Source organism: Streptomyces sp. NPDC001157, assembly GCF_053598255.1.
Window position 1 is genome coordinate 31,749 of the sequence record NZ_JBSFJW010000053.1, and the last position, 16,236, is coordinate 47,984.

General features: G+C 67.7%; 11 protein-coding genes, 1 tRNA gene and 1 pseudogene. 11 read left to right on the plus strand and 2 right to left on the minus strand.

Going from position 1 to position 16,236, the window contains the following annotated elements:
- The first annotated feature begins 4 nt into the window (after positions 1-4).
- Positions 5-982, plus strand: a complete 978-nt coding sequence (locus ACWDAG_RS44330; RefSeq protein WP_450701252.1) for an ArsA family ATPase — start codon at positions 5-7, stop codon at positions 980-982.
- A 49-nt stretch (positions 983-1,031) separates the two neighbouring features.
- Positions 1,032-2,402, plus strand: coding sequence for an ArsA family ATPase (locus ACWDAG_RS44335; protein WP_450701253.1), 1,371 nt, complete (start codon positions 1,032-1,034; stop codon positions 2,400-2,402).
- Between the two features lie 14 nt (positions 2,403-2,416).
- Here ACWDAG_RS44335 and wblA read toward each other — a convergent pair whose 3' ends face one another.
- Complete coding sequence (gene wblA / locus ACWDAG_RS44340; protein ID WP_058924101.1) at positions 2,417-2,755, minus strand: transcriptional regulator WblA; 339 nt, start codon at positions 2,753-2,755, stop codon at positions 2,417-2,419.
- Between the two features lie 408 nt (positions 2,756-3,163).
- Between wblA and ACWDAG_RS44345 the strand changes: the two genes are divergently transcribed.
- A complete protein-coding gene (locus ACWDAG_RS44345) occupies positions 3,164-5,437 on the plus strand; it encodes a transglycosylase domain-containing protein (RefSeq protein ID WP_450701254.1) in 2,274 nt (757 codons plus the stop codon).
- 66 nt (positions 5,438-5,503) lie between these two features.
- On the opposite strand, the gene ACWDAG_RS44350 is transcribed toward ACWDAG_RS44345, so the two are convergent.
- Complete coding sequence (locus tag ACWDAG_RS44350) at positions 5,504-5,971, minus strand: GatB/YqeY domain-containing protein (RefSeq protein WP_115906774.1); 468 nt, start codon at positions 5,969-5,971, stop codon at positions 5,504-5,506.
- 119 nt (positions 5,972-6,090) lie between these two features.
- On the opposite strand from ACWDAG_RS44350, the gene ACWDAG_RS44355 reads away from it, so the two are divergent.
- The 8 genes and pseudogenes from ACWDAG_RS44355 to ACWDAG_RS44390 all read left to right on the plus strand — a co-directional run.
- Positions 6,091-7,017 (plus strand): metallophosphoesterase, encoded by a 927-nt coding sequence (locus tag ACWDAG_RS44355; RefSeq protein WP_450701255.1) that lies wholly within the window; start codon positions 6,091-6,093, stop codon positions 7,015-7,017.
- Between the two features lie 55 nt (positions 7,018-7,072).
- Entirely contained in the window at positions 7,073-7,858 is a 786-nt protein-coding gene (locus ACWDAG_RS44360) for a Pr6Pr family membrane protein (RefSeq protein WP_450701256.1), read from the plus strand.
- A 42-nt stretch (positions 7,859-7,900) separates the two neighbouring features.
- Positions 7,901-7,974, plus strand: a tRNA-Pro gene (locus ACWDAG_RS44365).
- Positions 7,975-8,250: 276 nt separating this feature from the next.
- Positions 8,251-9,039, plus strand: a complete 789-nt coding sequence (locus ACWDAG_RS44370) for a DUF1883 domain-containing protein (protein WP_450701257.1) — start codon at positions 8,251-8,253, stop codon at positions 9,037-9,039.
- A gap of 526 nt (positions 9,040-9,565) precedes the next feature.
- The gene (locus tag ACWDAG_RS44375) at positions 9,566-14,314 is read left to right on the plus strand and encodes an RHS repeat-associated core domain-containing protein (protein ID WP_450701258.1); all 4,749 of its coding nucleotides are present in this window, start codon (positions 9,566-9,568) and stop codon (positions 14,312-14,314) included.
- The gene (locus ACWDAG_RS44380) at positions 14,311-14,976 is read left to right on the plus strand and encodes an Lsr2 family DNA-binding protein (RefSeq protein WP_450701259.1); all 666 of its coding nucleotides are present in this window, start codon (positions 14,311-14,313) and stop codon (positions 14,974-14,976) included. The genes ACWDAG_RS44375 and ACWDAG_RS44380 overlap by 4 nt, the downstream gene beginning before the upstream one ends.
- Position 14,977: 1 nt before the next feature.
- Complete coding sequence (locus ACWDAG_RS44385; protein ID WP_450701260.1) at positions 14,978-15,514, plus strand: SMI1/KNR4 family protein; 537 nt, start codon at positions 14,978-14,980, stop codon at positions 15,512-15,514.
- A gap of 258 nt (positions 15,515-15,772) precedes the next feature.
- A pseudogene (locus ACWDAG_RS44390) lies at positions 15,773-16,236 on the plus strand (ADP-ribosylglycohydrolase family protein); the annotation flags it as partial.

Consider the following 16,236-nt stretch of genomic DNA (forward strand, 5'->3'; position numbering starts at 1 on the left):
AGACGTGAGCAGGCTCCAGGTCGTCAGCGGCAAGGGCGGGACCGGAAAGACGACGGTCGCCGCCGCCCTCGCGCTGGCCCTCGCGACCGAGGGGAAGCGGACGCTTCTCGTCGAGGTCGAGGGGCGCCAGGGCATCGCGCAGCTCTTCGAGACGGAAGCGCTGCCCTACGAGGAGCGGAAGATCGCCGTCGCTCCAGGGGGCGGGGAGGTGTACGCCCTCGCCATCGACCCCGAACTGGCCCTTCTGGACTACCTCCAGATGTTCTACAAGCTGGGGGGTGCGGGCAGAGCCCTGAAGAAGCTCGGCGCGATCGACTTCGCCACCACCATCGCACCGGGCCTCAGGGACGTGCTCCTGACCGGCAAGGCGTGCGAGGCGGTACGGCGCAAGGACAAGGCCGGGCGGTTCGCATACGACTACGTCGTCATGGACGCGCCGCCCACCGGCCGTATCACCCGCTTCCTGAACGTCAACGACGAGGTGGCGGGCCTCGCCAAGATCGGCCCGATACACAATCAGGCGCAGGCCGTGATGCGGGTGCTGAAGTCGCCCGAGACGGCCGTGCACCTGGTGACACTGCTGGAGGAGATGCCCGTCCAGGAGACCGCGGACGGCATCGCCGAACTGCGCACCGCGAAGCTGCCGGTGGGCCGGATCATCGTGAACATGGTGCGGCCCGAGGTGTTGGACGCGGAGGATCTGGAACTCGTACGCAGCGTGCCGCGTTCTTCTGTTGCCAGGTCGCTGTCGGCGGCGGGCCTCGGCGGTGCGCGCCGCGGTGGGAACGCGGAGAAGCTGGTGGACCCGCTGCTGCAGCAGGCCGACGAGTACGCCGAGCGGTATGCGCTGGAGCACGAACAGCGGGCGGTGCTGGCCGAGCAGGGCCTGCCGCTGCACGAACTGCCGCTGCTCGCCGAGGGCATGGATCTGGCGGGGCTGTACGAGCTGGCCACCGAGCTGCGGGAGCAGGGCCTGTCATGAGTCGGGGCAAGCGAAGCACGAGTCGTCAGCAGCGGAAGCAGGGGATGTCATGAGCCCGGAGCCGGCCCACACACAGGACGCCGCCCGCCACCGCCTCTCCCCCGCGCGCGTGCTCGACGTCGACCCGCTGCTCGACGACCCGAAGACGCGGATCGTGGTGTGCTGCGGCTCGGGCGGGGTGGGCAAGACCACGACCGCGGCCGCCCTGGGCCTCAGGGCCGCCGAGCGCGGGCGCAAGGTGGTCGTACTGACGATCGATCCGGCGCGCCGGCTCGCCCAGTCCATGGGAATCGACTCGCTCGACAACACCCCGCGCCGGGTGAAGGGCGTCGACGGCGACGGCGAACTGCACGCCATGATGCTCGACATGAAGCGCACCTTCGACGAGATCGTCGAGGCGCACGCGGACGGCGAGCGAGCCGCCGCGATCCTGAACAACCCCTTCTACCAGTCGCTTTCTGCGGGCTTCGCGGGCACGCAGGAGTACATGGCGATGGAGAAGCTCGGGCAGCTGCGCGCGCGGGACGAGTGGGACCTGATCGTCGTCGACACCCCGCCGTCCCGCTCGGCGCTGGACTTCCTGGACGCGCCCAAGCGGCTCGGCTCGTTCCTCGACGGCCGGCTGATCCGGCTGCTCACCGCCCCCGCCAAGCTGGGCGGGCGGGCGGGCATGAAGTTCCTGAACGTCGGGATGTCGATGATGACCGGCACCCTCGGCAAGCTGCTGGGCGGTCAACTCCTCAGGGACGTCCAGACGTTCGTGGCCGCGATGGACACGACCTTCGGCGGGTTCCGCACGCGCGCGGATGCGACGTACCGGCTGCTGCAGGCGCCCGGGACGGCGTTCCTCGTGGTGGCGGCCCCGGAGCGGGACGCGCTGCGGGAGGCCGCGTACTTCGTGGAGCGGCTGGCCGCCGAGGACATGCCCCTGGCCGGTCTGGTGCTCAACCGGGTCCACGGCAGCGGCGCCGCCCGGCTGTCGGCCGAGCGTGCGCTCGCCGCCGCGGAAAATCTTGTGGAGCCCCGCATTGTGGATCAGGACGGCGGGAAAGCTGGACTTCGTAACTCTCCCGACACGTACGGCAGTTCAGGCTCCCCCGCTTCCGAATCCCCTGCTGACGACGGGGCCGCCGAGCCTCCCGCGTCCGAGAACCACTCCCCCGGTCCGGATCAGGAGGACGAGGGCGCCCAGAGCGTCGAGCGGCTCACCGCAGGCCTGCTCCGGTTGCACGCCGAACGTATGCAACTGCTCTCCCGCGAGCAGCGCACGCGTGACCGCTTCACCGCGCTCCACCCCGAGGTGGCGGTGGCCGAAGTGGCCGCGCTGCCCGGCGATGTGCACGACCTGGCGGGTCTCAGGGACATCGGGGACCGGCTCGCGGCCAACCGGCCGGAGCTGCCCGAGGCTGCCGTCGACTGAGCCGAGGGGTCCCCTCAGCTCACCGCCGCGTAGTTCTCGTACACCTCGTCGTCGTCGAGCGGCAGGATCCCCACGCCGCGTTCGTACTCCACTCGTGCCGTCTCGAGCAGCCGACGCCAGGAGGTGACGGTGGGTCGCCTGCGCAGCAGTGCGCGGCGCTCCCGCTCCGTCATACCTCCCCACACGCCGAACTCGACGCGGTTGTCGAGCGCGTCGGCCAGACATTCCGTGCGTACCGGACATCCGGTGCACACCGCCTTGGCCCTGTTCTGCGCTGCTCCCTGAACGAACAGTTCATCCGGATCGGTAGTGCGGCAGGCGGCCTGCGCACTCCAGTCGGTTACCCAGCCCATACCGGCGCCGTCCTCTCCCGAATCGAGGCTCCCCCACGGCGGCAGCGGCATATTCACCGCCGCCAGTTGAGGACGTTACGGAAGGTGGGCACAGCGCAACACCCCCTTCGGGCCCAATCTTGAATGGCCCGAACGGACTATGCGTAAGCGGCAGATCACCCGGGGGAGTGAGCTGGTGACATACGTGACCCTCCCGGCAAAACGGGACGGTTCAGTTGAGTCACAACGGACGCCAGGTGACACACAAGGCGGATTCGGACACGCCCCCATCAAAAAAGTTGGGGAACCTCCGGAACGATTCGGGGTCGCCGGACGTATTGATACGTGGCCCTACTGCTGTGACAGTTGAGAGCAGCTTAGGCCAAGGCATATACGTGTGTCCGGCGAATGAGAACGTAGGCTGCCCTCATGCCAAAGAAGCGCTCGGGCGGTGGCCTGTCCCCCACGCAGCAGGCCGCCAAGTTCCTCGGTGTCAGTGTGCTCGCGGGAGCCGTCCTGGCCGGCATCGCGCTGCCTGCCGTCGGCGCGCTGGGACTTGCGGCCAAGGGCTCGGTGGAGAGTTTCGACGAACTCCCCGCCACCCTCAAGACACCACCCCTGAGCCAGCGCACCACGATCCTCGACGCCGACGGCGGCCAGATCGCCACGGTCTACTCGCGCGACCGCACGGTGGTCGGCCTCAAGGACATCTCGCCGTACATGCAGAAGGCGATCGTCGCGATCGAGGACTCGCGCTACTACCAGCACGGCGCGGTCGACCTGAAGGGCATCCTGCGCGCGCTGAACAAGAACGTGCAGAGCAGCGGGGTGGCCCAGGGCGCCTCCACGCTCACCCAGCAGTACGTGAAGAACGTCTTCGTGGAGGAGGCGGGCGACGACCCCACGAAGGTCGCGCAGGCCACCCAGCAGACCCTCGGCCGCAAGATAAAGGAGCTGAAGTACGCGATCCAGGTGGAGGAGGAACTCGGCAAGAAGAGGATCCTCGAGAACTACCTGAACATCACGTTCTTCGGCGAGCAGGCCTACGGCGTCGAGGCCGCGGCCCAGCGCTACTTCTCCAAGCACGCCAAGGACCTGAACGTGCAGGAGGCCGCCCTGCTGGCCGGCATCGTGCAGTCGCCCAGCCGGTACGACCCGGTCAACGACTCGACGGAGGCCACCAGGCGCCGCAACGTCGTCCTGCAGCGCATGGCCGACATGGGCGACATCTCCCAGGCGGAAGCGGACACGGCCAAGAAGACGCCGCTGGGCCTCAACCCCAGCCAGCCGAAGAACGGCTGCATCACCGCGGTCAAGGGCGCCGGCTTCTTCTGCGACTACGTCCGCGAGGTGTTCCTCACCAACCCGATGTTCGGCAAGACCAAGGAGGCCCGGGCGAAGGTCTGGAACCAGGGCGGTCTGACGATCCGTACGACGCTCGACCCGCAGGCCCAGTCCTCGGTCCAGGCGTCCATCAAGGAGCACGTCAACAAGACCGACGACGTGGCCACCGCCGCCACCATCGTCCAGCCCGGCACCGGCAAGATCCTCGCCATGGGCCAGTCCCGTCCGTACGGCTTCGGCAAGCACGAGACGCAGATCGACCTGTCCGTGAACCAGTCCATGGGCGGCGGCGCGGGCTACCAGCCCGGTTCGACGTTCAAGCCGATCGTGGCCGCGGCCGCCATAGAGGGCGGCACGCCGGCGAACCAGACGTACCCGTCGCCGTACGAGATGGCGTATCCGAGCCCGGTCCCGATCTGTGACGGCAAGCAGTGGAGGGACGACCCGAACAACCCCACCAAACTCACGAACGAGAGCGTGGAGGAGCACGGGCCGTACAGCATGCAGGAAGCGACCGCGAAGTCGGTCAACACCTACTACGTGCAGCTGATCGGCGACATCGGCATCTGCCCGGTGACGACGATGGCGGACAAGATGGGCGTGGAGCGGGCCGACGGCAAGAAGATCCAGCAGGCGCCGTCCATCGCGCTCGGCACCCAGGAGGTGTCCCCGCTGACGATGGCGAACGCGTACGCCACCTTCGCCGCGCGCGGCATGTACTGCACGCCGGTCGCCATCCAGTCCATCACCCAGACCGTCGGCAGCCAGAAGAAGTCCCTCGCGGTGCCGAAGACGGCCTGCTCGCGCGCGATGTCGCAGAAGACCGCCGACACCGTGACCACCCTCCTCAAGGGCGTGGTCGAGGACGGTACGGGCAAGGAAGCCGGCCTCGACAACCGCCCGAGCGCCGGCAAGACCGGTACGACGGACAACCGGTACGCGGCCTGGTTCGTGGGCTTCACCCCGAACATGGCGGGCGCGGTCTGGGTCGGCGACCCGGCCCACAAGCGCCAGATGAAGGACATCAGCATCGGCGGCACCTGGTACGACAAGGTCTACGGCGGCAAGGTCCCCGGCCCGATCTGGCGCGACATGATGACCGGCGCCCTGGACGGCAAGCCGGTGGAGCCCCTCAACCTCGTGGACCTCCCCCGCAGCCCCAAGGACAAGGGGAACGGCGACGGCAAGAACGGTGACAACGGCGGCACCACCGACGGCGGCCTCATCGGCGGCCTGACCGGCGGCGGCACGGACGGCGGTACGAACGGCGGCGCCTTCCCGACGCCCACCTTCTCCTTCCCGGACAACCTGTTCCAGGGCCAGAGCAACGGCAACGGGAACGGGGGGCGGCACGGCTGACGCAAAGGCCCGGGCCACGAGGGCCCGGGCCTGAAACGCGTTTCCCGCCGGTGCGCCGCGCGCTGCTCAGCCCGCGAGCAGCTTCTTCACCACTGCGGCGACCCGGCCGCCCTCGGCCAGGCCCGCGACCTTCGGGTTCACGATCTTCATGACGGCGCCCATGGCACGCGGGCCCTCGGCGCCGGCGGCCCTGGCCTCGCCGACGGCCTGGGCGACGATGTCGTTCAGCTCCTCGTCACTGAGCTGCTTGGGCAGGTACTCGGCGAGCACCTCGCCCTCCGCCTTCTCCCGCTCGGCGCTCTCGGCCCGGCCACCCTGCGCGAAGGCATCGGCCGCCTCCCGGCGCTTCTTCGCCTCCTTGGTGATCACCTTCAGCACCTCGTCGTCGGAGAGCTCGCGCTTCTCCTTGCCCGCGACCTCCTCCTTGGTGATCGCAGCGAGCGTCAGCCGGAGCGTCGAGGAGCGGAGCTCGTTGCGCTCCTTGATCGCGGCGTTGAGGTCTTCCTGCAGCTTCGACTTGAGCGTGGTGGTCATGGATTTGATTGTCGCAGGTGTGGAACGTCCGACGCCCGTCCATTTCAAGGGCGATGAGGTCAGGGCCTCCAAGGGGCAGCGCGGCTCAAGGGGTCTTCCCGGTCTGACACGATGGATGCATGCGCGCTCGATACGGAGTACCTCTGGGAATTGCGGCGGCCGGTGCCGCCGGTGTGGTGTACGCGGCGGGATTCGAGGCCCGCTCCTTCCGGCTGCGACGGGTGACGGTCCCCGTCCTGCCCGCCGGCATGCGTCCCCTGCGCGTCCTCCAGGTCTCCGACATCCACATGGTCGGCGGGCAGCGCAAGAAGCAGCGCTGGCTGCGTTCGCTGGCCGGTCTGCGCCCCGACTTCGTGATCAACACGGGCGACAACCTGTCCGACCCTGAGGGCGTACCCGAGGTCCTGGACGCCCTCGGCCCCCTGATGGACTTCCCGGGCGCGTACGTCTTCGGCTCCAACGACTACTACGGCCCGCGGCCCCGCAACCCCGCCCGCTACCTGCTGGAGAAGGTCCAGGGGCGCCACGGTCTGAACGGCAACCCTCCGGTGGTCGGCGCGGTCCACAACCCGTGGGAGGACCTGCGGGACGGCTTCGACGCGGCCGGCTGGCTGAATCTCACGAACACCCGTGGCACCCTGAAGATCGAGGGCGTCACCCTGGAGCTGACGGGCCTGGACGACCCGCACATCAAGCGCGACCGCTACACACAGGTGTCCGGCGGCCCGTCCGCCGCCGCGGACTTCTCGATGGGCGTCGTGCACGCCCCCTACCTGCGGGTACTGGACTCCTTCACGGCGGACGACTACCCCCTGATCCTGGCCGGCCACACCCACGGCGGCCAGCTCTGCATCCCCTTCTACGGTGCCCTGGTCACCAACTGCGACCTGGACCCGGCGCGAGTGAAGGGCCTGTCCAGGCACACGGCGGAAGGCCGTACGTCATACCTGCACGTGTCGGCGGGCTGCGGCACCAACCGCTACACACCGGTGCGGTTCGCGTGCCCGCCGGAGGCGACACTCCTGACGCTGGCGCCTCGGGCGTAACCCGGTCGGCCTCACCCACATCGCCGCATATGCCCCCTTTGCCTAACTTGGGGGCATGACCGCTCCCATACCCAGGGACATACCGGACATCCCCGCGTTGCCCGGTCGGCCCGTACTGGCGCCCTCACCCGTCCCCGCCTCCGCGGTACTGGCCCCCGTACACCACCCCCTCGCCGCCGTATACCGCCTGCTGGTCGCCCTGGCAGCAGCGGCGGGCGTGACGATCGACCTGCTCCTCGGCAGCCCGGTCCACGTGCTGAGCTACTTCACGATCCAGAGCAACATCCTGCTGGCCCTGGTCTTCACCCTCGCAGCCCGCCGCGCCTGGACGGCCCGCCGCCCGCTCCCCTCCGCCCTGACGGGTGCGACGCTGCTGTACATCACCATCACGGGGCTGGTGTACCACCTGCTCCTGACCGGCGCCTCCACCCCGTTCTCCATGACGGGTGGAACCACACCCCCGACCGGCTGGCAGTGGATCAGCAACCAGATCCTGCATACGGCAGTCCCCGTCGCCGCACTGCTGGACTGGCTGCTCCTGACGGCCCCCGGCCGCCTCCACCTCCGCCAGGCACCGACCTGGCTGCTCTACCCCCTGGCCTACCTGGCGTTCTCCCTCGGCCGGGGAGAACTGATCATCCCCGGCACGCCGGGCCGCTATCTCTACCCGTTCCTGGACGTCGGCCGGCACAGCTACAAGAGCGTCCTCGGCAACGCCCTCCTCCTCGGCCTCGCCTTCTACGGCCTCGCCGTCCTCATGGTCGCCCTCGACCACATCCGCCCGAACCCCGTCCGCCACCGCGCGAAAACCGGATTTCGTCTCCAGCCACCAGTGGGCTAAAGTAAACGACGTCGCCGCGACAAGCAGGACAAGCGACGATATCGGGGTGTAGCGCAGCTTGGCAGCGCGCTTCGTTCGGGACGAAGAGGTCGTGGGTTCAAATCCCGCCACCCCGACAGAGAAACACCAGGTCAGGCCCGGTACTGAGAGATCAGCACCGGGCCTGATTTGCGTTGCGGGCCTGTTTTGGGAGCCATTTGGGAGCCGACCACGGGTAGCGGCTCCCCGCCAGCTCCCAGGAGTGCTGTGAAGAAGCGCTCGTGCCAGGCGAGAGATGAGCGTCCAGCCAACGTGGGCTCCTTCTACCCGCTTCAGACGTCATCGGCCACCCCGATTGTCAGTGGCCGTCCTTACCCTGAGATGTGCTTGACCGCACATCTCCAGGAGCACCCGTGGACTACGTTTACAAAGACCTCGGCAACCTCAAGAGAGGTTCCACGGTCATCGTCACCCTGCGCAACCAAGCCAACGTCCAGGTGATGACGCGCAGCGAGTACAGCAAATACAAGTCGGGGAAGAGCTACCGGTACCTGGGCGGGAGCGTCACTCGCTCGCCTCACCGAATCACCATCCCCAGTAACGGACAGTGGGTCGTGGCCATTGACCTTGGCGGCTATTCCGGCCGTATCTCTGCGTCTGTCCAAGTCGAGCCGCCTCCGCGGGGCTTCCTGCCTCCGGCCCGCGACCCGCAGGGCAATCCGGCCCGCTCCGTCGCGGTCCATGAACCCGAGGAGCCTGCGGGCGACGTGCTTGGCGGACAAACCTGGGACGTCTTCATCTCCCACGCGTCCGAGGACAAGGAAGCTGTTGCCCGCCCCCTTCGAGATGCGCTTACCAGGCTGGGCGTGACTGTCTGGCTCGACGAAGCCCAGATGCGGATCGGCCACAGCCTCCGCCGCAAGATCGATGAAGGGATCAGGGCGAGCCGTTTCGGCATCGTCGTGCTCTCGGCCTCCTTCTTCGCCAAGGGTTGGACCAACCACGAACTCGACGGACTCGTCACCCGTAACGTGGCCGGGGAGCAATCACTCCTGCCGATCTGGCACAACCTGAGTGCAGAAGACGTCCGGCGCTACAGCCCCTCCCTCGCAGACAAAGTCGCGGTGAGCACCAGCGACTATTCCATCGAGGAGATCGCGCAGCAGATCGCTGACGTGGTGCAGGCGGAGAACGCCGCATAGCTCCAGACCATCAGCACGCCGCTTCGGTGTGTACCGGTCCCAGCGCGTGATGGGCTTGTGCCGGGGAGACCGCAGACGGTACGACGATCGACATGCACCGATGGTCTCCGATAAATGACCGGCAGCTCGCACTCCTCACCCGCATCGGGGGCGGAACCGACGCCGTCACGTCGGACAGCCCCGAGCTCCGGGACTGATCCCACGCTGATCGATGGACTGGTCAGCGTCGAGTGAGGCGGAGCCTACGGGCGCTCCGTGTGCATGTGCGGCCATCCCGACCACCGGCTTCAAGCGGGCCTGTACTGAAGCACTCGCCGAAGAGATCGTCGTGAGCCAGGGACCGGAGCGGGAAGGGCGTAATCACTTGCACCACCGGGCGATCAGGCTCAGGGCGCCCACGACGACCTCGTGTCCCTCATGGCGTGCCCATGATCCGAATGTGACTCCCGCGGTTAGGGTGATGGCAACACGTGCATCGAACTGATGCGCGCGAATTGACCGCAGTTTCGAGGGGAGTTCACGGGGGATGGGCTACGTCCTGCCTGGCTGGATGGACGAGATCCTGGACTTCATCGGGATCAACTGGCCGAACGTGGACGAGGACGACTACCGCGAAATGGCCGATGCCATGCGGGAGTTCGCCGACAAGTTCGAGGGGCACGGCGCGGAGGCGCACGCGGCAGTCGCCCGCGTCCTGGCCTCCAGCGAGGGCGCGGCGGTCGAGACCCTCCAAGAACACTGGGCCATGGTGAAGTCCGGGCACCTGGAGAAGGTGCCCGAGATCGCCCGCCTCTTCGCGGACGCCTGTGATGTCGTCGCCGAGATCATCTGGGGGATGAAGACCAAGGCCGAGGTCGAACTGGGCGTGATGGCCGCCTCCTTGGGCATCAGCATGGGCCTCGCGGTCGTCACGGGCGGCCTGTCGGCGCTCATCGGGGCTGCGGAAACGGCCGCGATGCGCCAGCTGATCAAGCGCATCATCGACGAGGCGGCCGACCGCATCGTCGATGAGCTCCTGGCGCGGGTCACGGAGCCGGTCACGGGCAAGCTGGAGAAGATGGTCGAGGACACGGTCCTGGACATCGCCGACGACCTCTTCAAACTCCCGCCCGGCACCGGAGGCGCAGGCGGTGGTGGGGGCAGCAGTGCAGGCGGTGGAGGGAGCGGTGGGAGCAGCGGAGGCGGTCATAAGGGCGGCCCCGGTGGCATGAATCTCGACTCCGCCGACGGCCCTTCGGGTTCCGGAGGCAGTGGTGGCAGCGGCGGCAGCGGCCGTTTCTTCATCGATCACGACGAGTACGAGAACGGTGCGAGCAAACTGTCCCGCCACGGCGAGGACATGCACACCGATTCCCTCGGCTCGCTGGGCCGGGCTCAGGGTGCTTTCGGCCGCACCAAGGGTCGCGATCCCTTCACCCAGGCTTTCGACTCCGTCCTGCACGGCGCTCTCAAGGGCACCGAGAAGGCCCTGAAGAAGGTCGGCAAGCACCTCACGGAGAACGTGCCCGGTGGACTGCGCAACACCTCACGCAACCACCGCCGCAACGAGAGCGACCTCTCCGACAAGCTCAAAGCACTCACCAAGGACGAGTCGGACGGCCCCCGTCTGCCCGGCGTCCGCAAGAACGGCGGCCAGAACGGCAAGAAACCGGACCTGCTGAACAACGCCCGCAACGACCCCCGCCACCACGGTGTCGAACCGGACAGACGTGTCTGCCGCACCGACCCGGTCGACGTGGCCAGCGGCCAGATGCTGCTGGAGCAGACCGACCTGGACCTTCCAGGTGTGCTGCCGCTCATCCTCAAGCGCACCCACCTGTCCGACTACACCTACGGCACGTGGTTCGGCCGCTCATGGGCCTCGACCCTGGACGAGCGCATCGAGGTCGACATCCGCAACCAGGCGACGTGGGCGCGCGAGGACGGCACGGTCCTCGTCTACGACCGGCTCCCCACTCCGCAAGTGCCCGAGATCCTGCCGCTGGAAGGCCCGCGCATCCCGCTCCGCCGCATCTCCGAAATGGGCGCCCAACACATGGAGTTGGCGGCCACCGATCCACGGACCGGCTGGACACGCTACTTCGCCCAGCCGCGCGGCGAGGGCTGGCAGCTGTGGCTGACAGCGATAGAAGACCGCAACGGCAACCAGATCGACATCCACCGCGACGGCACCGGACAACCCCTCGCCGTCAGCCACAGCGGGGGCTACGACGTCAAGGTCACCGGCGACCGGGACCGCGGACGAGTCACCGGACTCGCCCTGCGCACCGGTGAGCGCGCCGAGGCCGCCGTCGCCATCGTCGAGTTCGGCTACGACAGCGAAGGCAACCTCACCGAGGTCACCAACTCCTCCGGATCGCCCCTGCGCTTCACCTACGACGCGCAGAGCCGCATCACCTCGTGGACCGACCGGAACGACTCCACGTACCGCTACGTACACGACTCCGCCGGCCGCATAGTTCAAACCGTCGGCCCCTCAGGGATCCTCTCGTCCACGTTCACCTACGACACCGCGAACCGGGTCACCCGCTACACCGACTCGACGGGCGCCACGACCGTCTACCAGCTGGACAGCCGACAGCAGGTGGTCGCGGAGACCGACCCACTGGGACACACCACCACCTACGCGTTCGACGCACGCGACCGGATCCTCGAGCAGACCGACGCGCTGGGCAACACCAGCCGCTTCGAGCGCGATGACCGTGGCAACCTCGTCGGCTTCGTCGCGGCTGACGGGGTCCGCACCACCGCAGAGTTCAACGACCTGGATCTTCCCGTGACCGTCACCGAACGTGGCGGCCGTCAGCGTCATTTCGAGTACGACGCAAGGGGCAATCGGACCGCAGTAATTGAAGCCGACGGCGCCCGTACCGAGTACGAGGTCGACGAACACGGCCACGTGACGGCTGTCCGCAACGCGGCCGGAGGCATCACCCGAATACAGACCAACGAGGCAGGTCTGCCTCTGGAGATCACAGCGCCGGACGGCGCCCGCGCCACCCTCGTCCGTGACCACTTCGGGCGCGTCACCGAGGTCACGGACGCACTCGGCGCAACGGTACGCATGGGCTGGACCATCGAAGGCCGGCCAACCTGGCGTGAGCTGCCCGACGGCACCCGCGAGGAATGGACCTGGGACGGCGAAGGCAACCTGCTCAGCCACACCGACCGCGCCGGGCGCACGACCTCACACACGGCCACACACTTCGACCAACGTCAAGCCACCCGCACCACCGACGGTGGCGACTACAGGTTCACCCACGACACCGAACTCCGGCTGACCACAGTCGCGAATGCCCAGGGGCAGGAGTGGAGCTACCAGTACGACGCAGCCGGCCGTCTGACAGCCGAGACGGACTTCGACGGCCGCACCCTGACCTACGAACACGACGCGCTCGGCCGCTTGACCCGCCGAACCAACGCAGCCGGACAGTCCCTGACGTACGAGCGTGACCTGCTCGGCCGCGTCGTACGCATGCAGCACGACGACGGCACTGCCTCCACTTTCACCTACGACTCCGCTGGTCAAGTCATCCAGATCAGCAATCCTCACGCCCAGATCGACCTTGAACGCGACCTCGCCGGACGCGTCGTGACCGAGAGGGTGAACGGCCACGCCCTCACTCGCACCTACGACGTGCTGGGACGCCGTACCTACCGGCAGACCCCGTCCGGCGCCACCAGCACCCTCACGTACGACGAGCGGGGACTCACCGCATACGCAGCAGGCGAGCAGACCTTTCGCTTCGAACGCGACGCCCTGGGGCGGGAAGTCAGCCGAACACTCGACGACTGCCTCACCCTCACCCAGGGGTGGGACTCCGTCGGCCGCGTGGTGGCCCAGGCACTCACGACTCCGAACAACACTTTGTTCGAGCGCTCATTCGCCTACACCCCGGACGGCACGCCGCACACCATCGAGGACAGCCACACCGGTCGACGCACCTACACCCTCGACGCGGCCAGCCGTATCACCGCCGTCACGGCGGACGGATGGAGCGAGCGATACGCCTACAACACCGCAGGCGATCAGACGCACTGCGCCCTGCCGCCGAGCGCCCCGGGACAGGACACCACCGGAGAGCGCACCTATTCGGGCAGCCGAGTCACCCAGGCCGGACGCACTCGCTACGAGTACGACGCCCAAGGCCGTCTCACCCAGCGACGCGTCACCACCCTCAGCGGCAAGAGCCTCACCTGGACGTTCACCTGGGACGCCGAAGACCGCCTCACTCACGTTCACGGCCCCGGCGAGGCCGCCTGGCGTTACCTCTACGACGCACTCGGCCGCCGCACAGCCAAGCACCGGCTGAGTGCCGACGGCCGCATCGAGGAAGTCACGACGTACTGCTGGGACGGCGGCCAACTCGCCGAACAGCACGGCAACGGCGTCACCCTGGTCTGGGACTACACAGGGCTGCACCCTCTCGCGCAACGCGAATTCAAGGCCGATCACACCCAGAAAGAGATCGACCGCCGGTTCTTCGCGATCACCACCGATCTCACCGGAGCCCCCAGCGACCTCATCGCCCCCGACGGGACCTTCGCCTGGCACGGCCGCAGTACCGCCTGGGGCGCCACCCAGTCACACCGGGCAGCCACCGCATACACCCCGCTGCGCTATCCCGGCCAGTACTTCGACCCGGAAACGGGCCTGCACTACAACCTCAACCGCTACTACGATCCCGAACTCGGCCGCTACACCACCCCCGACCCACTGGGCCTCGCCCCTTCCGTCAACCACTACGCCTACGTCCCCAACCCCTTCACCCTGGCCGACCCTCTCGGCCTCGCCGGGTGCACGGCCGACCCGACCTGGGGCGGACGGGTCACGTTCACCCGCGACGAACACGGTCGTCCCTACGAAATGAACGCGATCATCACCCGGGACATGCTTGACGAAGGCACACACGCGAGGAATTCGCTGCAACCGCCCGGCTTCCTCGGAGGCGACTACAACCAGGCCCGCGGACACATGCTGGCCCGGATGCTCGGAGGATCCGGCGACACACTCGAAAACCTCTTCACGATCACACAAAACCCCACAAACAGCCCCGACATGCGGGATCACGAGCAAGCCATATATGACGCGGTAAAGAAGAACGGCGAAGTCGTCACCTACAACGTCTATCTCGAATACAGCGACGACAAGGCAGACTCGGTACCGAAGTACATTCAGCTAGAGGCCAACGGCAACAAGGGCTTCTCACTGGATCGACTCTTGGACAACCCAGCGCACGAGCAGCAACAGCGACACCGACGAGGACTTCTGTGAGCAGCATCGACGACCTCACCCGCCTCTCCCCGCCTCCCGTAGCCCCTCCTGCAGTGGACTGGACCGCAGTGGAAAGCACTCTGGGCCGTTCGCTACCGCAGGACTACAAAGAGCTCGTGGCCGCATACGGCCCTGGCAGCTTCTGCAACTTCATCCACGTCTACGACCCATCAGGCAGCCTGACCGGCCCCTTGGCCACGAGCGTCCAGGAGCAACTCCAGCGCGACTGGGACCAGGGCACCTATCCCGTGCCCTACGACCCGCAGCACCTCCTCATCGCGGGAGCCACCGACAACGGGAACTACCTCTTCTGGATCACAGAACCCGAGTCCGAGCCCGACGCCTGGCGCATCGCCATCAACGAGGCTCGCGGTCATGAGTGGTACACCTTCGACGGCACCCTCACCGACTTCCTCACTGCGGTCCTCGGCGGCGAGCTCCAAGTCCCCCTCTTTCCTCAGGACGTCCTGTACGGGGGGCCAACATTCACGCCCTCCCGCCGGGACAGCGGAACACCTCTGTCAGTCCCCGTCGGCCGATCGGTCGACACCAACAGCATCCGGGAGTGGGCCCGCGCCAACGGCTACGACGTCCCCCTCCGAGGCCGTATCCCCGCGGCAGTCCGTGACGCCTGGGAGCAGGCCACGCGAGGAGCGGAGTGACTTGCAGGAGTCTGCTCTGGAGCGCCTCAAGCGGTTGATCACACCGCTGCCCGAGCCCACGAACACGGACTGGGATAGGGCGGAAGGACATCTCGGCGTCGTCCTCCCCGCTGACTACAAGGAACTGATCCGCGTCTTCGGTGGAAGCAACTGGGACGACTACCTCTACCTGCTTGAGCCGGGCTGCCCGAACGACAACTACGACCTCATCGGGTGGGCGGACCAGCAGACCGAAGCGTTGGACGGGCTCTGGGAGTTCGAGAGGAAGCCGGATGAACTGGCGGATGAGCGGAGTCGAGTGATCCCCTGGGCCACCACCGACAACGGTGAGTGCCTCTACTGGCGCGTTCGGGCCGACCAGAGCCCCGGCGAATGGACGGTCATGGTCAACGAAGCCCGCGGCGACCGCTGGGAGCACTACTCGATGAACTGCACCGAGTTCCTGGTCGCCGCGCTTGAGGGGGCGGTACAGTCCGCCGTATTCTCCTCGCGATTCCCGCTCGCCGAGCACGAATTTCGACAGCTCTCAGCTGTCTGAGCGGTTCATGCGGCGGAGCTGATCTGCAGGTGAGACCGCATCAGCCCGCTTCGAGACTGACGCTACGGTGGTCGGCGAGCGCGACCAGTACTGCTCCAGTACTGCTCGCGTCCTGACTCGCCCTCGTCCACGGGCCCGCCCCGACACCATCATCACCCGCACACCCACCGCTGTTCCCGAGACGAGAGGCGCGCTGCCTTGCCCCACGAAAAGGAGCTCCGGAGGGAGCACCTGAGAAGAGAATCCCGGGTGCGCGGGATGATGCTCGGCCTGGCGCTCGGGGACACACTGGGAGGGGCCAGGGGCAGGCTGCCGGCCGGCGGTCCGCTGCGAGCCGGCGTCAGCACACAACTGGCCTGCTTCACCGCCGAGGGCATCATCCGCGCACAGGTGCGCGGAAACCACAAAGGAATCTGTTACGCGCCGGGAGTGGTCCTGCACGCCTACAGCCGGTGGGCGTACCTGCAGGGCATTGAGAGGGAGACCATGCGGCGCCGCTGGGCTTCCCCCGGCAATGCGGCGTGGCCGGACGGCTGGCTCGCGGGTGTGCCCGCGCTGGCCGAGCGGCGCGGTAGCGCCCCGGCGACAGTGGCAGCCCTGGCCCGGATCGGGGAAGGCCAGGAGCGGATGGCCACCACGAGCCGGGGCTGTCACGCACTGACCCGGACCCTTCCGGTCGCCGTCACCGGGATCGGAGGGATCGCCCAGGCCGGTGAGCTCGC